At 65.3% G+C, this 17,806-nt stretch carries 13 protein-coding genes; all 13 read right to left on the bottom strand.

The window, feature by feature from the left end; all coding sequences use genetic code 11:
* Window positions 1-28 precede the first annotated feature (28 nt).
* Window positions 29-1,096, bottom strand: a complete 1,068-nt coding sequence (locus tag NCG91_RS13170; protein WP_251350008.1) for a hypothetical protein — start codon at window positions 1,094-1,096, stop codon at window positions 29-31.
* A gap of 8 nt (window positions 1,097-1,104) precedes the next feature.
* Window positions 1,105-2,472, bottom strand: coding sequence for an MBOAT family O-acyltransferase (locus tag NCG91_RS13165; RefSeq protein WP_285817122.1), 1,368 nt, complete (start codon window positions 2,470-2,472; stop codon window positions 1,105-1,107).
* A 340-nt stretch (window positions 2,473-2,812) separates the two neighbouring features.
* Window positions 2,813-3,586 carry a PEP_CTERM-anchored TLD domain-containing protein gene (locus NCG91_RS13160; RefSeq protein ID WP_251350006.1) on the bottom strand — a complete coding sequence of 258 codons (774 nt, stop codon included), beginning with the start codon at window positions 3,584-3,586 and terminating at the stop codon, window positions 2,813-2,815.
* 119 nt (window positions 3,587-3,705) lie between these two features.
* Window positions 3,706-4,098, bottom strand: coding sequence for a RidA family protein (locus NCG91_RS13155; protein WP_099665086.1), 393 nt, complete (start codon window positions 4,096-4,098; stop codon window positions 3,706-3,708).
* 17 nt (window positions 4,099-4,115) lie between these two features.
* On the bottom strand, window positions 4,116-5,276 hold the full coding sequence (locus tag NCG91_RS13150; protein ID WP_251350005.1) for an acyl-CoA dehydrogenase family protein: 1,161 nt from the start codon (window positions 5,274-5,276) through the stop codon (window positions 4,116-4,118).
* A gap of 1 nt (window position 5,277) precedes the next feature.
* Complete coding sequence (locus tag NCG91_RS13145; RefSeq protein ID WP_251350004.1) at window positions 5,278-6,132, bottom strand: enoyl-CoA hydratase family protein; 855 nt, start codon at window positions 6,130-6,132, stop codon at window positions 5,278-5,280.
* A gap of 10 nt (window positions 6,133-6,142) precedes the next feature.
* On the bottom strand, window positions 6,143-6,646 hold the full coding sequence (locus NCG91_RS13140; RefSeq protein ID WP_099665089.1) for a MarR family winged helix-turn-helix transcriptional regulator: 504 nt from the start codon (window positions 6,644-6,646) through the stop codon (window positions 6,143-6,145).
* Between the two features lie 13 nt (window positions 6,647-6,659).
* On the bottom strand, window positions 6,660-7,448 hold the full coding sequence (locus tag NCG91_RS13135; protein ID WP_251350003.1) for an SDR family NAD(P)-dependent oxidoreductase: 789 nt from the start codon (window positions 7,446-7,448) through the stop codon (window positions 6,660-6,662).
* A 1-nt stretch (window position 7,449) separates the two neighbouring features.
* Window positions 7,450-9,843, bottom strand: a complete 2,394-nt coding sequence (locus NCG91_RS13130; RefSeq protein ID WP_251350002.1) for a bifunctional salicylyl-CoA 5-hydroxylase/oxidoreductase — start codon at window positions 9,841-9,843, stop codon at window positions 7,450-7,452.
* Window positions 9,840-11,459, bottom strand: a complete 1,620-nt coding sequence (locus tag NCG91_RS13125) for an AMP-binding protein (protein ID WP_251350001.1) — start codon at window positions 11,457-11,459, stop codon at window positions 9,840-9,842. The genes NCG91_RS13130 and NCG91_RS13125 overlap by 4 nt, the downstream gene beginning before the upstream one ends.
* Window positions 11,460-11,552: 93 nt before the next feature.
* Complete coding sequence (locus NCG91_RS13120) at window positions 11,553-12,263, bottom strand: response regulator (protein WP_077400918.1); 711 nt, start codon at window positions 12,261-12,263, stop codon at window positions 11,553-11,555.
* A gap of 86 nt (window positions 12,264-12,349) precedes the next feature.
* On the bottom strand, window positions 12,350-16,579 hold the full coding sequence (locus NCG91_RS13115) for a hybrid sensor histidine kinase/response regulator (RefSeq protein WP_251350000.1): 4,230 nt from the start codon (window positions 16,577-16,579) through the stop codon (window positions 12,350-12,352).
* Window positions 16,580-16,633: 54 nt separating this feature from the next.
* Entirely contained in the window at window positions 16,634-17,803 is a 1,170-nt protein-coding gene (locus NCG91_RS13110) for a patatin-like phospholipase family protein (protein ID WP_034751717.1), read from the bottom strand.
* Window positions 17,804-17,806 lie beyond the last annotated feature (3 nt).

The raw sequence follows: 17,806 nt of genomic DNA, 5'->3' as shown, positions 1-17,806 counted from the left end.
CCGGCAGCGCGTGCGTGTGGCCGGCGCCTCAGTGCCCTGCCACCTGGCGCAATGGCGCCGGCAACGCAGGCGATGCCGAAGGCAACAAGGGCAGGATTTGCTGCGCCGCCAGATCGTGCGCCACCGGGTTCCAGTGGCCGTCCATCGGCAGGAAATCCATGCGCTCGCGCTGTTGCGCCCAATGGCGCGCGAATACCGGCTGCATGTCCACCACCTGATGGCCGTGTCGCAGGGCCGTCTGGATGAAAAATGCGCGATCGCCCGCTTTCCAGTTGGGCACCGCCTTCTGCGGCGCGTACAGCATGTTCCGGTCCGCGTCGACCAGGAAGATAAAGCGCGTATCGCCAGCGCTGCCCAGCGCGCGCAATTGCGTCATGTAGTACTCGAGCGCGGCTGCGCGGCGTGCATCAGGTGCGCTGGCGGCCGGCGCCTGCGCCGCGGCAGGAGGACTGCGGCGCAACTGGCTCATCAACCAGTCAGGAAATTTCAAGTTGTAATAGATGTAACGGGCCAGGGCCGAATAGGCGACCAGCCGCTTGGCCTTGGACTCGACATAGGGAACATGCACCAGCCTGATATCGTTCCCTTCGCTGACAAACATGCTGTGGCCCCGCTGCGCCGGCGCCAGGATGTCGAGCATGTCCATCGGCTCGACAAACATCACCACCGTGCGCGGATGCAATTGCGCACGCGTATGACGGAACACTTCCAGCGCGTCGGCAAAGCCGTTGCCCGAGGCAGAGGCGGCATACACGCCGCCGCCCAGGGCTTGACTCAGCCGGCCTTGCAGGGTTTCCGGGTATTCCAGCATCAGGCTTTCGATAAAGCTGTCGCCGATGACAAGCACGGCCGCGCCATCCTTGAAATCGGGGGAGTTGGTAAAGCCCTGCCGATTCGTGCGGCCATGCCGGGCATTCGCCAGGGCCCAGCCATGCGAATACACGTAGTCCTGCTGCGGCAGATAACGGGCATACGGGCGCTGCTCACTGCTCTGCTCCATGCGCAATCCGGACACCACCGGCATGCATTGCAGGAACGCTTCCAACGCCAGTGCCGTGACCAGCACACCCAGGCCTATCGCAAATATGGAGCGCATATGATTTGTCAGAAATTAAAGTACAAGAATTCAGAAACACCACGCGTCTCGCTAATTGCCAGCAAGACCAGGCAAAGCATCAACATGGCCCCCAGCAAGACGCTGCCCCGGCCACTGTCCAGGCGCTGCTCCGTCGACAGGCGCAAGCCTCGCCCCAGCAGCTCATACACGTTCGGCAGGAAGAAAACGATGGCGGCGCAGACGCCCAGCCACCACAGGCAGGAACTGAGCTGCATGATGCGGTTCACGCCCAGCATGCTTTCCTGCATGGCGGGCGTCAGCGAGCCTCCGCCCATGGCTTGCAGCACGTCCAGCGCCACCTCGAGGGAACTGGCGCGAAAAAACACCCAGGCCAGCACCACGGCAAAAAAGGTCGCCAGTGCGCCGCCGGCCCGTATCGCCAGGTTGCTGCGCTGGCCCAGCAGATGGCGCAAGGCATGGTTGACGATCAGATAAGCGCCGTGCAAGCAGCCCCAGACCACAAAGGTCCAGTTGGCGCCGTGCCACAGTCCGCCCAGCAGCATCGTGATCAGGAGGTTGCGGTAACGCAAGAATCCGCCCTTGCGGTTCCCGCCCAGGGGGATATACAGATAATCGCGCAGGAAATTGGACAGCGTGATGTGCCAGCGGCGCCAGAAATCGATGATGGAGGTCGCCTTGTATGGCGAGAGAAAGTTAATCGGCAAGATAATGCCGAACATATAGGACAAGCCATACGCCATGTCGCAATAGGCCGAAAAGTCGAAATACAGCTGGAACGTATAGGCCAGCGCACCGGCCCATGCCTCCAGCATGCTCAAATGGGCGTGATGGAGGTCGAAGACGGGTGCGACGTAGCGCGCGATGCCATCAGCCAAAATGACTTTCTTGAACAGGCCAATCGTGAAGAATGCAAGGCCGACGGTCAGGCGCCCGCGGCTGAAGACATGCGATTCGGCCTGCACGAACTGCGGCATCATCTCCTTGTGATGCAAAATCGGACCGGCGATCAGGTGCGGAAAGTAAGTGACGAACAAACCATAGCTTTCCGGCTGGTAATCCTTGACCTTGCCGGCGTGGCAATCGACCAGGTAGGCGATTTGCGTGAAGGTGAAAAACGAGATGCCGATCGGCAGGGTAATCCCCAGCGGCTGGAATGTCGCCCCCGTCAGGGTGGCAATATTGCTGATAAAAAAATCAAAATACTTGAAAAACACCAGCAGCGACAAATTGAAGGCGAGTCCGAGCCACAGCCAGTGCTTTGCCTCGCGCTTGCGGCCCGTCTCTTGACGTTTCGAGACGACTCGGCCAATGCTGAAGTTGCAGCAGATTGACAGCAGCAGCAGCGGCAGGTAGGCGACATCCCAGTAACTATAGAATGCAAGCGATGCCAGCAACAGGAAAATTATGGATAGCCGCAGCGAGTATTTTGACAGGAGAAAGTATCCCAGCAACGCCAACGGCAAGAACACCAGAAAGAACGGAAATGAATTAAATAACACGGTGCAATTCCATAAAGTTGCTTATACGTAACGCGTTGGCAGCCAGCAATGGCAAGTTTATGCTTTTAACGCTGAGTTTTGTTTATTATTATTCTGAACATGGTGACGAGACGAACTCTTGCCCGCACAACGTGCGGGCATGCGCCGGACTGCCACGGCCAGGCGCGCCGTCGCCGGCAGCCATTCCTGCACACCATTTCCCGCCACGCTGCCGAACCCGTACCAGCGTCCTGCCTTATTTGAGACCCATGGTGGCAAACGGCGGCACGCTGAATTTCCTGCGCCGCGCGACGCCTGCACCAACCAGCAACAAGCCGGCCAGCATGAGTTGCAACATCGCGGGCTCGGGCACGGCGCTGACGCTAAATACTTGCATGGCGCCAAACGTGACGTTCGGATAGGAGCCATACGGCGCGCCATCGAGCAAGCTTGCGCCAAAGATGCCATTGACCGGGTCGATGTACGAGTAGCGCGAAGAAATGCCATTGGTGCTCAGGTCCGCCGACATGCCCAGGTCGGCGCCGATGCCGAACGTGGGGCCGGCGTCGATATCATTGAAGGTTTGATACGCCCCCACCGAGTCCAGCGCATAGGTTTTCGGCGTCTGCCGGAAATACTGGCCCGACGTCAGGTTGAAGATGAAGGCCGTGCGGTCGCGGTCTTCCGGCGTCATGTTGTAGGTACCCGACGAATTCCAGCTTTGCGGGTTGTAGCCGCCCACCAGCCAGGTCTGGCCGGCGGCGTTGCTCGCCTGCATCACGGAAAACGTGCGTCCCTTGCCGTCGGCGGCCAGGTGGAAGTCGCGCGAGGTGTCGCCCGCCGACTTCGTGTAGATGGCCGTCAGCGCCAGCGGCCCTTCGCCCAGCCATGCGGACAGCTGTGCTTCCTGCGCGCCGTTGAGCAAGGATTGCGCCGAGGCGACAGGAACGCTGCCGATGCACAGCAAGGCACCGGCGAGCAAGGTGACGGGCCGCACCGCCTTGATTTTCAGCATGATTTGTTGTTGCATCGCTCCCCCTGTATATATGCCGCGAATTTTCGGCATATCAATATAGCACAGGGTGATATATTAATTGCATTAATTTATTTCAATTGAAATGCAGTTAAGGCAATAGTTTATTGTAGCCATCATGGCGGCAGCACCGCCGTCACCTCGATTTCCACCCTGGCGCGATCCTCGATCAGGCCGGCCACCTGCACGGCCGTCATGGCAGGAAAGTGCTTGCCGATCAGCTCGCGGTACGCCACGCCGATTTGCGGATACGCCGCCACATACTCCTTCTTGTCGAGCACATACCAGTTCATGCGCACGATATGCTCGGGCAAGGCGCCCGCCTCCGCCAGCACGGCGACGATATTCTGCAAGGCCTGGCGCACCTGCCCCGCAAAATCGTCCGTATGGAACCGGCCCTGCGCATCCCAGCCTATCATGCCGCTGACGTACACCGTGCGTCCGCTGGCGGCCACGCCGTTCGCATAGCCGCGCGGCCTGGCCCATCCCGGTGGTTGCAGCACTTGCATTGCGTTCTCCTGGTTATTCATACATGTCCCGCCTCGCGCAGCAGTTCGCGCGCGATGATCAATTGCTGTACTTCGCTGGCGCCCTCGTAGATGCGCAAGGCGCGGATTTCACGGTACAGGCGCTCGACCGGATGATCGCTGACCACGCCCATGCCGCCGAACAGCTGCACGGCCGCGTCGATCACCTGCTGCGCCGTTTCCGTGGCCGTCAGCTTGGCCATGGCCGCTTCCTTCGTCACCTTGCGGCCCTGGTCGCGCTGCCAGGCGGCGCGGTAGGTCAGCAAGGCCGCCGCCTCGATGCCGGTGGCCATCTGCGCTAATTTTGCCTGCGTCAGCTGGAAGGCCGCCAGGGTCTGGCCGAACATCTGGCGCGCCATGGCGTGGCGCAGCGCCTCGTCAAAGGCGCGCCGCGCAAAGCCCAGCGCGGCGGCGGCTACCGACGTACGGAACACGTCCAGGGTGGCCATCGCCACCTTGAAGCCCTGTCCCGCCTCGCCCAGGCGCTGCGTGGCGGGCACGCGGCAGGCATTGAAACGCAGGCGCGCCAGCGGGTGCGGCGCGATCACCGCGATGCGCTCGGCGATTTCCAGGCCGGGATTGTCCGCGTCGACGATGAAGGCGCTGATGCCGCGCGCGCCCGGCGCCTCGCCCGTACGCGCGAACACCACGTAAAAGTCGGCGATGCCGCCGTTCGAGATCCACGTCTTTTCGCCATCGAGCACGTAATCGTCGCCATCGCGGCGCGCCGCGCACGCCATCGCCGCCACGTCGGAGCCGGCCTGCGGCTCGGACAGGGCAAAGGCGGCGATGCGCTTGCCGCTGGCCACGTCCGGCAGATAACGCGCCTTGTTGTCGGCGCTGCCGAACAGGCCGATGGCGCCGGAACCGAGTCCCTGCATGGCGAAGGCGAAATCGGCCAGGCCGTCGTGGCGCGCCAGGGTTTCGCGCATCAGGCAAATGGCGCGCGTGTCGATCTTGCCATCGGTGCCAGTGGCGTATGCCAGCCAGCCGCCCTGCCCCAGTTGCGCCACCAGCGCGCGGCAGGCGGCATCGACGTCGGCGCCATGGGCTTCCTGCAGGTGCCGCGAAGCCCAGGCATCGAGTTCGCGTTCAAGTTCGGCATGCCGCGCTTCGAAAAACGGCCAGTCCAGGTAAGTCGTATCACGCGTGCTGCTCATGTCAGTCGCCCTCGAATTGCGGTTTTTCTTTCGCCACGAAGGCGTGATAGGCGCGGTGAAAATCGTTGGTGGCCATGCAAATGGCCTGCGCCTGCGCTTCCGCCTCGATGGCTTCATCGACGCCCATGTTCCACTCCTGCTGCAGCATTTTTTTCGTCATGCCGTGCGCGAAGGTGGGGCCGCCGGCCAGGCCGGCGGCGAACAGCTGCGCCGCCTCGGCCAGCTCCCCGGGTTCGACCAGGCGGTTGAGCCAGCCCCAGCGTTCGGCCTCCGTCCCTGGCAAGGAGCGCCCCGTATACAGCAGCTCGGCGGCGCGGCCCTGGCCGATCACGCGCGGCAGCAAGGCGCAGGCGCCCATGTCGCAGCCGGCCAGGCCCACGCGGGTAAACAAAAAGGCCGTCTTGCTGCGCGCCGTGCCGATGCGGATATCGGACGCCAGCGCCAGCATGGCGCCGGCGCCCGCGCAAATGCCGTCGATGGCGGCGATGATGGGCTGCGGGCAGGCGCGCATGGCTTTCACCACGTCGCCCGTCATGCGGGTAAACGCCAGCAGGCCGGGCATGTCGAGCTGCGTCAGGGGGCCTATGATGTCGTGCACATCGCCGCCGGAGCAGAAATTGTCGCCGCTGCCCGTGATGACCACGGCCTTGACGTCGTCCGCATGCGCCAGCGCGCGAAACAGCTCGCGCAGTTCCGCATACGAGTCAAAAGTGAGCGGATTCTTGCGCTCGGGCCGGTGCAAGGTCAATGTGGCGACGCCTGCGTCGACGGAAAACAGAAAATGCCGTGCCGCGTAGCCGGCCAGGCTGGCGCGGTTGCCTGGCAGGTCTTGCGGCTGGCCGGGTAGATGGCGCATGGTCAGTCCTTTAGGGGGTGTTATTCAACTGCTGCTTCATGTGCGACAGCAGGTCGATCAATCGGGTTTTGTCGTCCGGCGTCACGCCGTGCAGCAGTTCGGCGATCCAGCCTTCGTGCACGCGCGCCATTTCGTCGAACGCGCGCCGGCCCGCCGGCGTCAGCTTGACGCTGTACGAGCGGCGGTCCTTCGGATCGACCACGCGCGCCACCAGTTTTTCCTGCTCCAGCTGGTCGGTGATGCCCGTGATATTGCCGCCAGTGACCATCATGCGTTTGGACAGTTCGCCCATGCGTAAACCTTCGGGAAAGCGTTCCAGCTGCGCCATCAAGTCGAAGCGGGGCAAGGTGATGCCGAAGGTGGCGCGCAGGCGCGTGCGCACCTCGTTTTCAATCTTGACCGTGCACGAGAGCATGCGCAGCCACAGCTTGAGCGACTGGTGGTGGTCCTGCGTCAACCGGCTGGCCAGATCCAGCACGGGTTCGTCCTGCACATTGTCGGGTTCTTTATCCATGGTCTTCATTCCGTTACATGACTTCACCGCCGGCGACGGCGATCGATTGTCCATTCATGGCTGCCGACGCGGGCAGGCATAGCCACGCCACAGCATCGGCCACTTCGCGCGGCTGCACCAGCCGCTGCTGCGGATTGCTGGCCGCCAGTTCCGCGCGCGCCGCATCTTCGCCGCGCCCCGTCTTGCGCACGATATTCTGCACGGCCTGGGCCACCATGTCCGTTTCCGTGTAGCCGGGGCAGACGGCGTTGACGGTGACGCCGCGCGGCGCCACCTCCAGCGCCAGCGCGCGCGTCAGGCCGATCACGCCATGCTTGGCGGCGACATAGGCGCTGACGTAGCGGTAGCCTTTCAAGCCCGCCGTCGATGCCACGTTGACGATGCGTCCCCAGCCCGCTTCCAGCATGCCCGGCATGGCCGCCTGGCAGCAGTGGAACACGCCCGTCAGGTTCACGGCCAGCATCTGCTGCCAGATGGCGGCATCCGTCTTGCCGAAAGGCGCAGCATGCGCCTGGCCCGCGTTGTTGATCAATATATCGATGCGGCCGAAATGCGCGGCGGCCTGCGCGAAACCCGCCTGCACGGACGCTTCCACGGCCACATCGAGCACGCAGATGGCCACCCTGCCCGCATGGCCCTCTTCTTCCAGCTGCATGCGCGCACGCGCCAGCCGCGCGCCGTCGCGCCCGGCCAGGGTGACGCGGGCGCCCGCATCGAGCAAGGCGCGCGCGCAAGCGAGCCCGATACCGCTGCCGGCGCCCGTCACCAGCGCGTGCCTGTCGATTATCGCTTGCGTCTTCATGTCATCCTTCCAGCAGCCGCGCGGCCACCTGTTGCGGGGTGAGACCCGTATTGGCGGCCGCCAGTTGGCGCTCGCGCTGCAGATTGCGTTCCAGCTGCTGCTGGCCCGGCCGGTACTGTTTCGGCCAGGCAGCTCCGGCGCCAGCGCCGCTGTAGCCGATGCGCGCCGTCTCCGTCAGGGTCCAGGCGGGGTTGGCCAGGTGCGGCCGGCCCACGGCGCACAGGTCGGCGCGCCCGGCGGCGATGATGCTGTTGGCGTGGTCGGCTTCAAAAATCGAGCCGACGGCCATGCTGGCGATGCCCGCTTCGTTGCGCACGCGGTCGGCGAACGGCGCCTGGAACATGCGCCCGTACACGGGCTGTTCGAGCTTGCTGACCTGACCCGAGGAGCAGTCGATCAGGTCGGCGCCCGCCTGCTTGAACAGGCGCGCGATGACGACGGCGTCGTCAGGCGTGATGCCGCCATCGACCCAGTCGTGGGCCGAGATGCGCACGCTCATGGGTTTATCCTGCGGCCAGGCGGCGCGCATGGCGCGGAACACGCGCAGCGGATAGCGGCAGCGGTTTTCCAGGCTGCCGCCATATTCATCCGTGCGGCGGTTGGTCAGCGGCGAGATAAAACTCGACAGCAGATAGCCGTGCGCGCAATGCAGCTCCAGCCAGTCGAAACCGGCGACGGCCGCCGCCAGGGTGGCGCGCACGAAATCCTGCTCGATGCGCGCCAGGTCGCTTTCCGTGGCCGCACGCGCCACCTGCGACACGCCGGCCAGGTATTGCTGCTCCGAGGCCGAGATCAGCGGCCAGTTACCCTCTTTCAAGGGCAGGTCGATGCCATCCCACATGGGCCGCGTCGAGCCTTTCGCCCCCGCGTGGCCCAGCTGCAGGGCGATCTTCGCATCGCTGTTCGCATGCACGACATCGACGATGCGGCGCCAGGCCTGCGTGTGCGCTTCGCTGTACATGCCCGGGCAGGCGGGCGTGATGCGCGCATCGGCCGACACGCACGTCATCTCGGCAAATACCAGCCCCGCGCCGCCCATGGCGCGTGCACCCAGGTGCATCAGATGGTAGTCGCCCGCCACGCCATCGACGGCGCTGTATTGCGCCATCGGCGAGACGGCGATGCGGTTTTTCAGCAGCACGCTGCGCAAGCGGAATGGCGTGAGCATGGGCGGCAAGGCCTCGTCCAGCATCGCCACGCCAGCCTGCTCGCCCGCACGCCACGCCAGCCATCGCTCGTAATCGGCCACGTAGGCAGGGTCGCGCAGGCGCAGGTTTTCATGCGAGATGCGCTGGCTGCGCGTGAGCATGGAGTAGGCAAACTGCGGCGCTTCCATGGCGCTGTAGCGCTCGACGTTTTCAAACCATTCCATGGAATTGCGCGCCGCGCTCTGGATTTTCAGCACCTCGATGGCGCGCAGCTGCTGGTAGGCGGTCAGCGCAGCATCCGTACCGGCAGCGGCAGCGGCATGCTGGCCGAAACAGCGCGCCAGTTCGATCGCGTCTTCCAGCGCCAGCTTGGTCCCCGAGCCTATGGAGTAATGCGCCGTGTGGGCCGCGTCGCCCATCAGCACGACGGGCACGCCATACTGGCGGTGCACCCATTGGCGGCAGACGATGCGGGGGAAGGTGATCCACTGGGCCGAGCCGCGCAGGTGCGGCGAATTGCTCAGCAAGCCGTGGCCATCGAGTTCCTCGGCGAACAGGGCTGCGCAAAAGGCGATGCCCTCTTCCTGGCTCATGGCATCGAGGCCCGCCGCGCGCCACACGTGTTCGGGTGTTTCGACGATGAAGGTCGAGGTGTCGCCGTCATACTGGTAGATATGCGCCTGGAACCAGCCGTGCGGCGTCTGGCGGAAGGCGAACGTGAAGGCCTCGAATTTCTTGCGCGTGCCCAGCCAGACGAAGCGGCAATGGCGCTGGTCGATCTCGGGCTGGTAGCTGGCCGCATAGCGGGTGCGGATGCGGCTGTTCAAGCCGTCGCTGGCGATCACCAGGTCGGCGCCGTACTGGCGCGCGATGGCCTGGTCGTCCTGCACTTCCGTCTCGAACACCAGCTGCACGCCAAGTTCCTCGCAGCGCGCCTGCAGGATGTTGAGCAGGCGCTTGCGGCCGATGCCGCAAAAGCCATGGCCCCCGGAGCGCACGGTCTCGCCCTTGAAGTGGATCTCGATATCGTCCCAGTGGTTGAACGCCTGCAGGATGGCGCGCGCCGTCGGCTCGTCCGCGTTGGCCAGGTTGCCCAGGGTCTGGTCGGAAAACACGACGCCCCAGCCAAAGGTGTCGTACGGGCGGTTGCGCTCGATGACAGTGATGCGGTGCGCGGGGTCCTGCTTTTTCATGAGCAGGCTGAAATACAGGCCGGCGGGGCCGCCGCCGATGCAGACAATATTCATGGAGTGTCCGTGCGAAGTTTGAAGCGCTGCAGCTTGCCCGTTTCCGTGCGCGGCAGGGAAGGCAGGAAATGGATGGCGCGCGGGTATTTATACGGGGCGATCTGCTGGCGCACGAAGTCCTGCAGTTCGGCCGCAAGCAGGTCGCTGGCCTGGCAGCCCTCCTTGAGCACCACGTGCGCCTCGACGATCTGGCCACGCTCGGCATCGGCGCGCCCGACCACGCCGCATTCGGCCACGGCCGGGTGGCGCAGCAGCGCCTCTTCCACTTCCGGGCCGGCGATGTTGTAGCCGGCCGAGACGATCATGTCGTCGCTGCGCGAGCGGTAATAGAAATAGCCGTCGGCATCCATCTCGAAGGTGTCGCCCGTCAGGTTCCAGCCATTCTGCACATACTCGCGCTGGCGCGGGTCGGACAGGTAGCGGCAACCGGTAGGGCCTTTCACGGCCAGGCGGCCCGTCACGCCGGGCGGCTGCGGCACGCCGGCGTCATCGACGATGCATGCCTGGTAGCCGGGGATGGCCTTGCCGATGGCGCCGCGGCGGATGCCCTCGCCCGTGGCGGAAATGAAGATGTGCAGCATCTCGGTGGCGCCGATGCCGTCCGTCATGGCCAGGCCCGTCGCCGCCTGCCAGGCGTCGCGCGTGGCCAGCGGCAGCGCTTCGCCGGCCGAGACGGACAGGCGCAGGCTGCGCAGGTCGTGGCTGGCCGCCAGGAGCGCCATCTGGCGGTAAAAGGTGGGCGCCGTGAAGCAGATGGTGGCGTGATAGGCCTCGATGGCGCGCAGCAGGCCGTCGGGCGTGAGTTTTTCCAGCAGCACGGCGCAAGCGCCAAAGCGCAGGGGGAACAGCAGCAAGCCACCGAGGCCGAAGGTGAACGCCAGCGGCGGCGTGCCGATGAAGATGTCGTCGGCGCGCACCTGCAGCATGGAGCGGGGAAAGCAGTCGCAGATGGCCAGCAGGTCGCGGTGCATGTGCATGGTGCCTTTGGGGACGCCCGTCGTGCCCGAGGTAAAGCTGATCAGGCAGACGTCGTCGGCCGCCGTATCGCATGCGGCAAATGGCGCATCGTGGGCCGCCATGCGCTGTTCCAGTTCGGCGCCCTCGGCGCCAAAGCACAGCATGGCGGGCAAGCCGGGCACGCCATCGAGTTCCCCGCGCAAGCCTTGCGCGCACAGCACGGCGTTCACTTCCGCCTTGGCCAGGATGGTGGACAGTTCACGCGCGCGCAGCAGCGGCATGGTGGGCACGGCGATGCAGCCCGCTTTCAGCACGGCCAGCAGGCAGGCGGCCATCATGGGCGTATTCGCGCCGCGCAGCAGCACGCGGTTGCCGGGGATCAGGCGCAGGTCGCTGCGCAGCACGTGGGCGATGCGGTCGACCTGCCGCGCCAGCTGCGCGTACGTCCAGCGCTGGCCGTCGGCAAGGATGGCGGTGCGCCCGCCGCCGCCATTGGCCACGGCGGCATCGAGCAGCGCGGCGACGCAATTGAGGCGCGCCGGATACTGCAGTTCGGGCAAGTCCAGGCACAGCTGCGGCCAGAGTGCGCGCGGCGGCAAATGCGTGCGCGCAAAGTCGTCCTGGGGAGATGCGGTGGTAGGCGAAGGGTCGCTGCTCATGCTCATCCTGGCTGGTAGCGGGCGCGTGCACAAGGCCCGGAAGCAGATACTTTAAACCTAAAGTATTTTCCCGGCAAGTGAAAAACAGCAGATTCAGTCGATCCCGTCCTGTTGCCGCAGCAGGCGCGCCTGCTGCGCCACGCTGCGCGCCAGCGCGGCCAGCGCCGTCTGCATCTGGTCGCCATCGAGCACCGAGGCCTGCAGCAGGGCCATCATCCCGGCTTCCGCGCCATGCAACCCCAGGGTACGGCAACCGAGGTGCAGCCGTTCGAGCTGCTGGCGCGCCTGGGCCGGCTCGCCGCGCGCCAGCAAGGCGTCGACCTGTTCGCTGGCGGCGACTATCTGTCCCTGGAAGCCCGTCAGATACGCCAGCAGGCGTTCGCTGTCGATGCCCAGCCGCTGCAAGGTGTCGCGCGGCGCCTCGGCCGGCAAGGCCGAGACGTCGAAGCAGGCGTCGATATGCTGGCGCACCTGCTCCGGCTGGAAAGGCTTGACGATGTAGCCGGCGGCGCCGGCCTGCACGGCGTCGCGCACCGTGTCTTGGTCATTGGCCGACGACACGAGCACCAGCGGCATGGCATCAAGCGCGCTGTCGGAGCGGATTTTCTGCAGCAGCTCCATGCCGGACAGGCGCGGCATGCGCAAGTCGCAGAAGCACAGCGACGGGCGCAAGCCGCCTTCGAGCTGTTCCCACGCCGCCGCGCCATCTTCGGCTTCCACGATATCGTGCACGCCACAGCTGTCGATCAAATGCATCAATACCATGCGCGACACGACATCATCGTCAACCACCAGTACTTTCATTGCTTTCTCCATTGGCGGCAGCGTCTCGGTGCCTGGCCGTATTCTACCCAGTTTCGCCGCGCGCTCCATGGCCGGCATTGCCTATTTTACATTTCATTGTTCAAAACAGCTATTTGCGCCAACAGTGCGCGCAATTGCGGCAAATGCAGGGCCACCTGCGTCCAGCGCCCGCCGTCCGCCGCTTCTTCCATTTCCGTGCACAGCATGTGCAGCTGCGTTTCATCGAGGTAGGCGGCGCTGCCCTTCAAACCGTGCAGCAGGCGCCCGGCGTTGTCCTTGTCCTGCGCCGCCAGGGCGTCGTCGAGTTCACGCAAACGCCCTTCCAGGTCGGCGACGAAGGCGACGCGGATGCGCCGTTGCAGTTCGCCGCTGCGGATGGACTGGGAAGGCGCCGCGACGGGAAGTGCCGGCGCGATACCGAACAGGGCGTCGAGTTCGGCCTGTCCCCGCGCCGTGCCGCGCGACGCGTTCGACGGCATGCGCGGCAACATGAAACCGCGCTGCAGCTGGCGCTCGATGGCGCGCGCCAGCAAGCCATGCAGCACCGCCTCGTCGACGGGTTTGCTGAGGAAATCATCCATGCCGACACCAAGATAGCGGCTGCGGTCTTCTTCGCTGGCGTTCGCCGTCAGGGCCACGATCATCAATTCCTGGTCGCGCACGGGCTGGTCCGGCCAGCCGCCCACGCGGATCAGGCGCGTCGCCGTGGCGCCGTCCATCTCCGGCATGCGCCCGTCCATCAGGATCAGGTCATAGCGCGTATGCACGCAAGCCGCCACCGCCAGCACGCCGTTGGCGACCACGTCGACCCGGTGCCCCAGCTCTTCGAGCATGACGCGGATGATGATCTGGTTGGTGGGGAAGTCTTCCGCGCACAGCACGCGCAACTGGTGGCTGTGCGGCGCCAGCGCCACCTGCGGCACCAGCGGCGGCGCCACGCCATCGGCCAGCGGCAAGGTGAAGGCAAAGGTACTGCCCTGCCCCGGCGTGCTGGCCACCTCGATCTGGCCATCCATCAGTTCGACCAGCTGGCGGCAGATCGCCAGGCCCAGTCCCGTGCCGCCGTAACGCCGCGTGGTGCTGGCGTCGGCCTGCTCGAATTTCTGGAACAGCCGCGCCATGGCATCGGCATCGATGCCGATGCCGCTGTCGCTGACGGTAAAGCGGATCAGGTTGACCTTGCGTCCGCCGCTGCCGCTGGCCACGCCGGCCCGTTCGACGCTCAGGCTGACGCCGCCGCGCTGGGTGAACTTGAAGGCATTGCCGACCAGGTTGACCAGCACCTGGCGCAAGCGGGTCGGGTCGCCCACCACGAAGGGCGGCAGGTCGGGCGCGAAATCGATGGCGAAACCGATGCTGCGCGCGGCAGCCTGCTCCTCGAACAGGGTGACGACCGTCTCGATCGCCGCGCCGAGCGCGAAGTCGATGTTTTCGATACTCAGCTTGCCCGCCTCGATCTTGGAAAAATCGAGCAAGTCATTGATGATCACCAGCAGCGACTGGGCGTTGGCCTGGCCGCGCAGGATCTGCTCGCGCGTGGCGTCGTGCAGCTGCTCGTCGCGCAGGGCAAAGCCCAGCATGCCGATCACGCCGGCCAGGGGCGTGCGCATCTCGTGGCTCATGTTGGCCAGGAATTCCGACTTCTGGCGCGTCGCATCCTCGGCCTTGCGCTTGGCCTGGCGCAGGCTTTCTTCGTTTTTCGTCAGACTGCTGTTGACTTGCGCCAGTTTTTCCGACTGGGCCAGCACTTCGATTTCCTTGCTCTGCAACTCCGCCGTGCGTTCGCTGACCTGCTTTTCCAGTTCATTCTGCTGATGCCGCAGCGCGCGCACGCGCTGGCGGTACGCGCCATATATGGCGCCCAGCAGCAGCGCCGCCATCAGGGTGCGGAACCACCAGGTTTTCCAGAACGGCGGCAGGATCGTGATGGCCAGGGTGGCGCCGCTCTCGTTCCACACGCCGTCCTTGTTGGCCGCCTTGACGCGAAACACGTAGTTGCCGGCATCGAGGTTGGTATAGGTGGCAAAGCGCCGCCCCGCATCCGTCATGACCCAGTCCTGGTCGAAGCCTTCGAGCCGGTAGGCGAACATGTTGCGCTGGGGCGCGGCGAAATGCAGGGCCGCGAATTCCAGCGAAAAGACGCTTTCGCGGCTGGTCAGCACCAGGTTGCGCGTGTGGTCGATCGCCGCCTTGAGCACGTGCGCGAACTCACCGCGGCCGATGGCCACCGGCTTGTTGAATATCTGCAGCTCCGTGATGGCCACCAGCGGCGGCACGCGGTTGTCGTGGATATCCTGCGGCACAAACGCCGTCATGCCGTTGAAGCCGCCGAAATACATGGTGCCATCGGCCGCGCGCAGGGCCGCGCCATCGAAATACGAGCCTTCCACGGTGCCATCGGCGCTGTCGTAATTGCGGAACAGGCCGCTGCGCATGTCGAGCCGCGTGATGCCGCTGTTCGTGCTCAGCCACAGCTGCTCGTTGTCGTCGCCGAGAATGCTGGCGACGGCGTCGTCGGCCATGCCATCCTTGCGCACGAAGCGGCGGAAGCGGATCTCGCCCTTGGCGTCGACGTCCATACGGTTCAAGCCATTGGCCGTGCCCACCCACAGCACGCCGCGCTTGTCCTCGTGCAGGAAATGCACCTCGTCATGGCTCAGGCTATGCGGGTTTTGCGGATCGTGGCGGAAATGGCGGAAGTGGCCGCTGGCGCGGTCCAGCAAGTCCAGGCCGTGGAAGGAACCTATCCACAAGCGCCCCTTGCCGTCTTCCAGCACGGGCCGCACCATGTTGTCGGACAGGCTGTTCGGGTTGGCCGGGTCGTGGCGATAGGTGGTAAAGCGGCGGCTGACGGGGTCGAAGCGGTGCACGCCGCCCCGCGTCGAGACCCACAGCATGCCGCTGCGGTCGCTCACGATATTGCGGATCGTGTCGCTGTTCGGGTCGCCAGCGGCAAAGCGCATGGTGAAGAAGCGCCCGAGGGCCGGATCGAAGCGGTGCAAGCCCGTCGAGCCGCCCACCCACAGCACGCCGTCCGGCGCCTTGTACAGGGTGGTGACCTGCTCGTCGCGCGACATGCCGGGCGAGCTGCGCAAGTCGAACAGCCGCGAGCTGCCGTCGCGCGTGTCGTACAGTTTCAGGCCGCCCTTGGTGGCCAGCCACAGCTTGCCACCGCCCGCATCGGCCACGGCGCGCACTTTCTTGTCCGCCAGCGCGCCCACGTCGCCGGGCGCGCGCGCCATGCGCGAAAAGCCGCCACTGCCCAGGTCGACCCGGCTCACGCCGCTGTACCAGGAGCCGACCCAGAAGGTGCCGGCGCGGTCGCGGTACAAGGACGACAGCTGGTTGTCGGCGACGCTGAATTTGTCGCCCGTCTGGTGGCGGTATTGCAGGAAGGTGTCGCTGCCGGGCAGCCAGCGGAACAGGCCGTCGGCATTGCTGCCCAGCCAGACGGTGGCGTCGACATCCTGGTACAGGCTGGCGACGCGGATGGCGGAAAAGCCATGCTTCTCGCCGAAGCGCACGCGCGCCTGCGGCGGCTGTCCGGCGCCGCCCAGGCGCCAGCGCTCGGCGCCGGCCATGGTGCCGATCCACAGGTTCTGCTGGCGGTCGATCAGCAGCGACTGGATCACGTTGTATTTCGAGCCAGGCTCCGTATCGACGGCAAAATGCTCGAAGCGCTCGCTGCCCGGCGCCAGCATGTCCAGGCCCGTTACCGTGCCGATCCACAGGCGCTGTTGCGCGTCCAGCGCCAGCGCCTTGATTTCATTGTCGCCCAGGCTGTGCGGGTTGCCCTCTTCATGGTGCCAGGTGCGGAAGGTGCCCGTGGCCGGGTCGAAATGCTGCAAGCCGTCCGAGGTGGCGATCCAGAAGCCGCGCGCGCCATCGTCGAGGATGGCGTGGATATGCCGGTTGCCGTTGCCGCGCTTGCTCTTTTCGGCCGGGACGTAATGGATGAAGGTCTGGCTGGCGGCGTCGAAGCGGTCCAGGCCATTGTCGGTGCCGATCCACAGCTGGCCCTGGCTATCGACATGCAGCTCGCCCACCCAATTGTCGGCCAGGCTGGTCTTGTCGCCCTCGATATTCTTGTAGACGACCATGCGGTAGCCATCATAGCGGCTCAGGCCAGACTGGCTGCCGAACCACATATAGCCCTGCCGGTCCTGGGCGATGGCCAGCACCGATTCCTGCGCCAGTCCCTGGTCGACGCTGAGCTGGTCGAAACGCAGGGTGGGCGCAGGCGCCGCCGCGGCCGGGACGCCCAGCAGCAGAATTAACAGTAAAGCAACATCGCAAACACGTCGAAATACCAGCACAATCGTCCTGTCAAAAAAAACGCGAAGAACCCGCACACCGCTCCAGGGGCCGTCTCAGGAACCAAAGAACGCCAGGACATCATCCTTGCGGGCTTGCGTATCGCGCTGTCCAAGACGGATCAGCTCGTTAGTATACGTCGATTCGAACAATAAATACGATGCCAGCGCCGCGCCGCGCGCTTCGGCCGCGCCGATACCCGACAACATGGTGCGGATGGGGCGGGGCAAACTGCCGATATGCCGGCTGGCGATGGCGTCGAGCCGCTCGGACGGCGCGATGACCAGCAATTCCACGGGCCGCAAGGCCGTCTTGCCCAGCAATTCGGGCGGCAGCATCGACAGGGTCAGGTTGATACGGTTCAGGCGTTCGATGTCGACGGCCAGGCCGTCGAGGAAGATCGACGACAGCGCGTGGCCGGCAATCTGCGCCAGGCTCGGGTAGCGTGCCGCTTCGGACGCGGCGGGCGCCGGTTCCGTCATGCGCCCCGCCCCCACCACCAGCACCTTGTTCGCGCCCAGGTGGATCGCCGGCGAGATCGGGGCCAGCTGGCGCATGGAACCGTCGCCGCAGTATTCGCGCTGGCCGCCCACGTACAGGGGCACGGCGGGAAAGATGAAGGGGATGGCGGCCGAGGCGAGCAAGTGCTCCACGCCGATCTGGTCCGGCAGGGCCAGGCGCTGCGTGCGCACCCAGGGCGCGATATCCTCGGCCGTCTGGTAAAACGTCATGTGGCGGCTGCCCGAGTACGATGACGCCGTCACGGCCAGCGCATGCAGCAGGCCGTCGGCCAGGGCCGCGTCCAGGCGCGGCAGGTCGAGCATGCGGTGCAGCAGGCTGACCAGCGGCGTATTATCGAGCAGGGAACTGGGCGGCGACGCATGCCACTGGCGCAGCAGCCAGCCGAACGACAGCAGCGACAGCCAGCGCGCGCCCGAGCGGATCACGCCCAGCGAATCGGCCCGGTAGACTTGCTCGACTTCGATGTGCTGCCACACGTCGAGCAGCTTTTGCACGCCTTCGCCGAAGTTGTCGGCACGGCAGGCCAGCGCCGTGGCGTTGATGGCACCGGCCGAGGTGCCGCAGATGATGTCGAACGGGTTGCGCGCCGGCGCCCAGCCCGCTTCCCACAAAATCGCCGAAATCGCCTGCAGCACGCCCACCTGGTAGGCGGCACGGGCGCCTCCTCCCGTGAGTATCAAGCCTGTTTTATTTTGCATTCCCATGCC

It is taken from the genome of Janthinobacterium kumbetense, from assembly GCF_023703445.1.
GTDB classification, from domain to species: domain Bacteria; phylum Pseudomonadota; class Gammaproteobacteria; order Burkholderiales; family Burkholderiaceae_D; genus Janthinobacterium; species Janthinobacterium kumbetense.
This window is presented reverse-complemented; position numbering and strand designations above follow the sequence as displayed.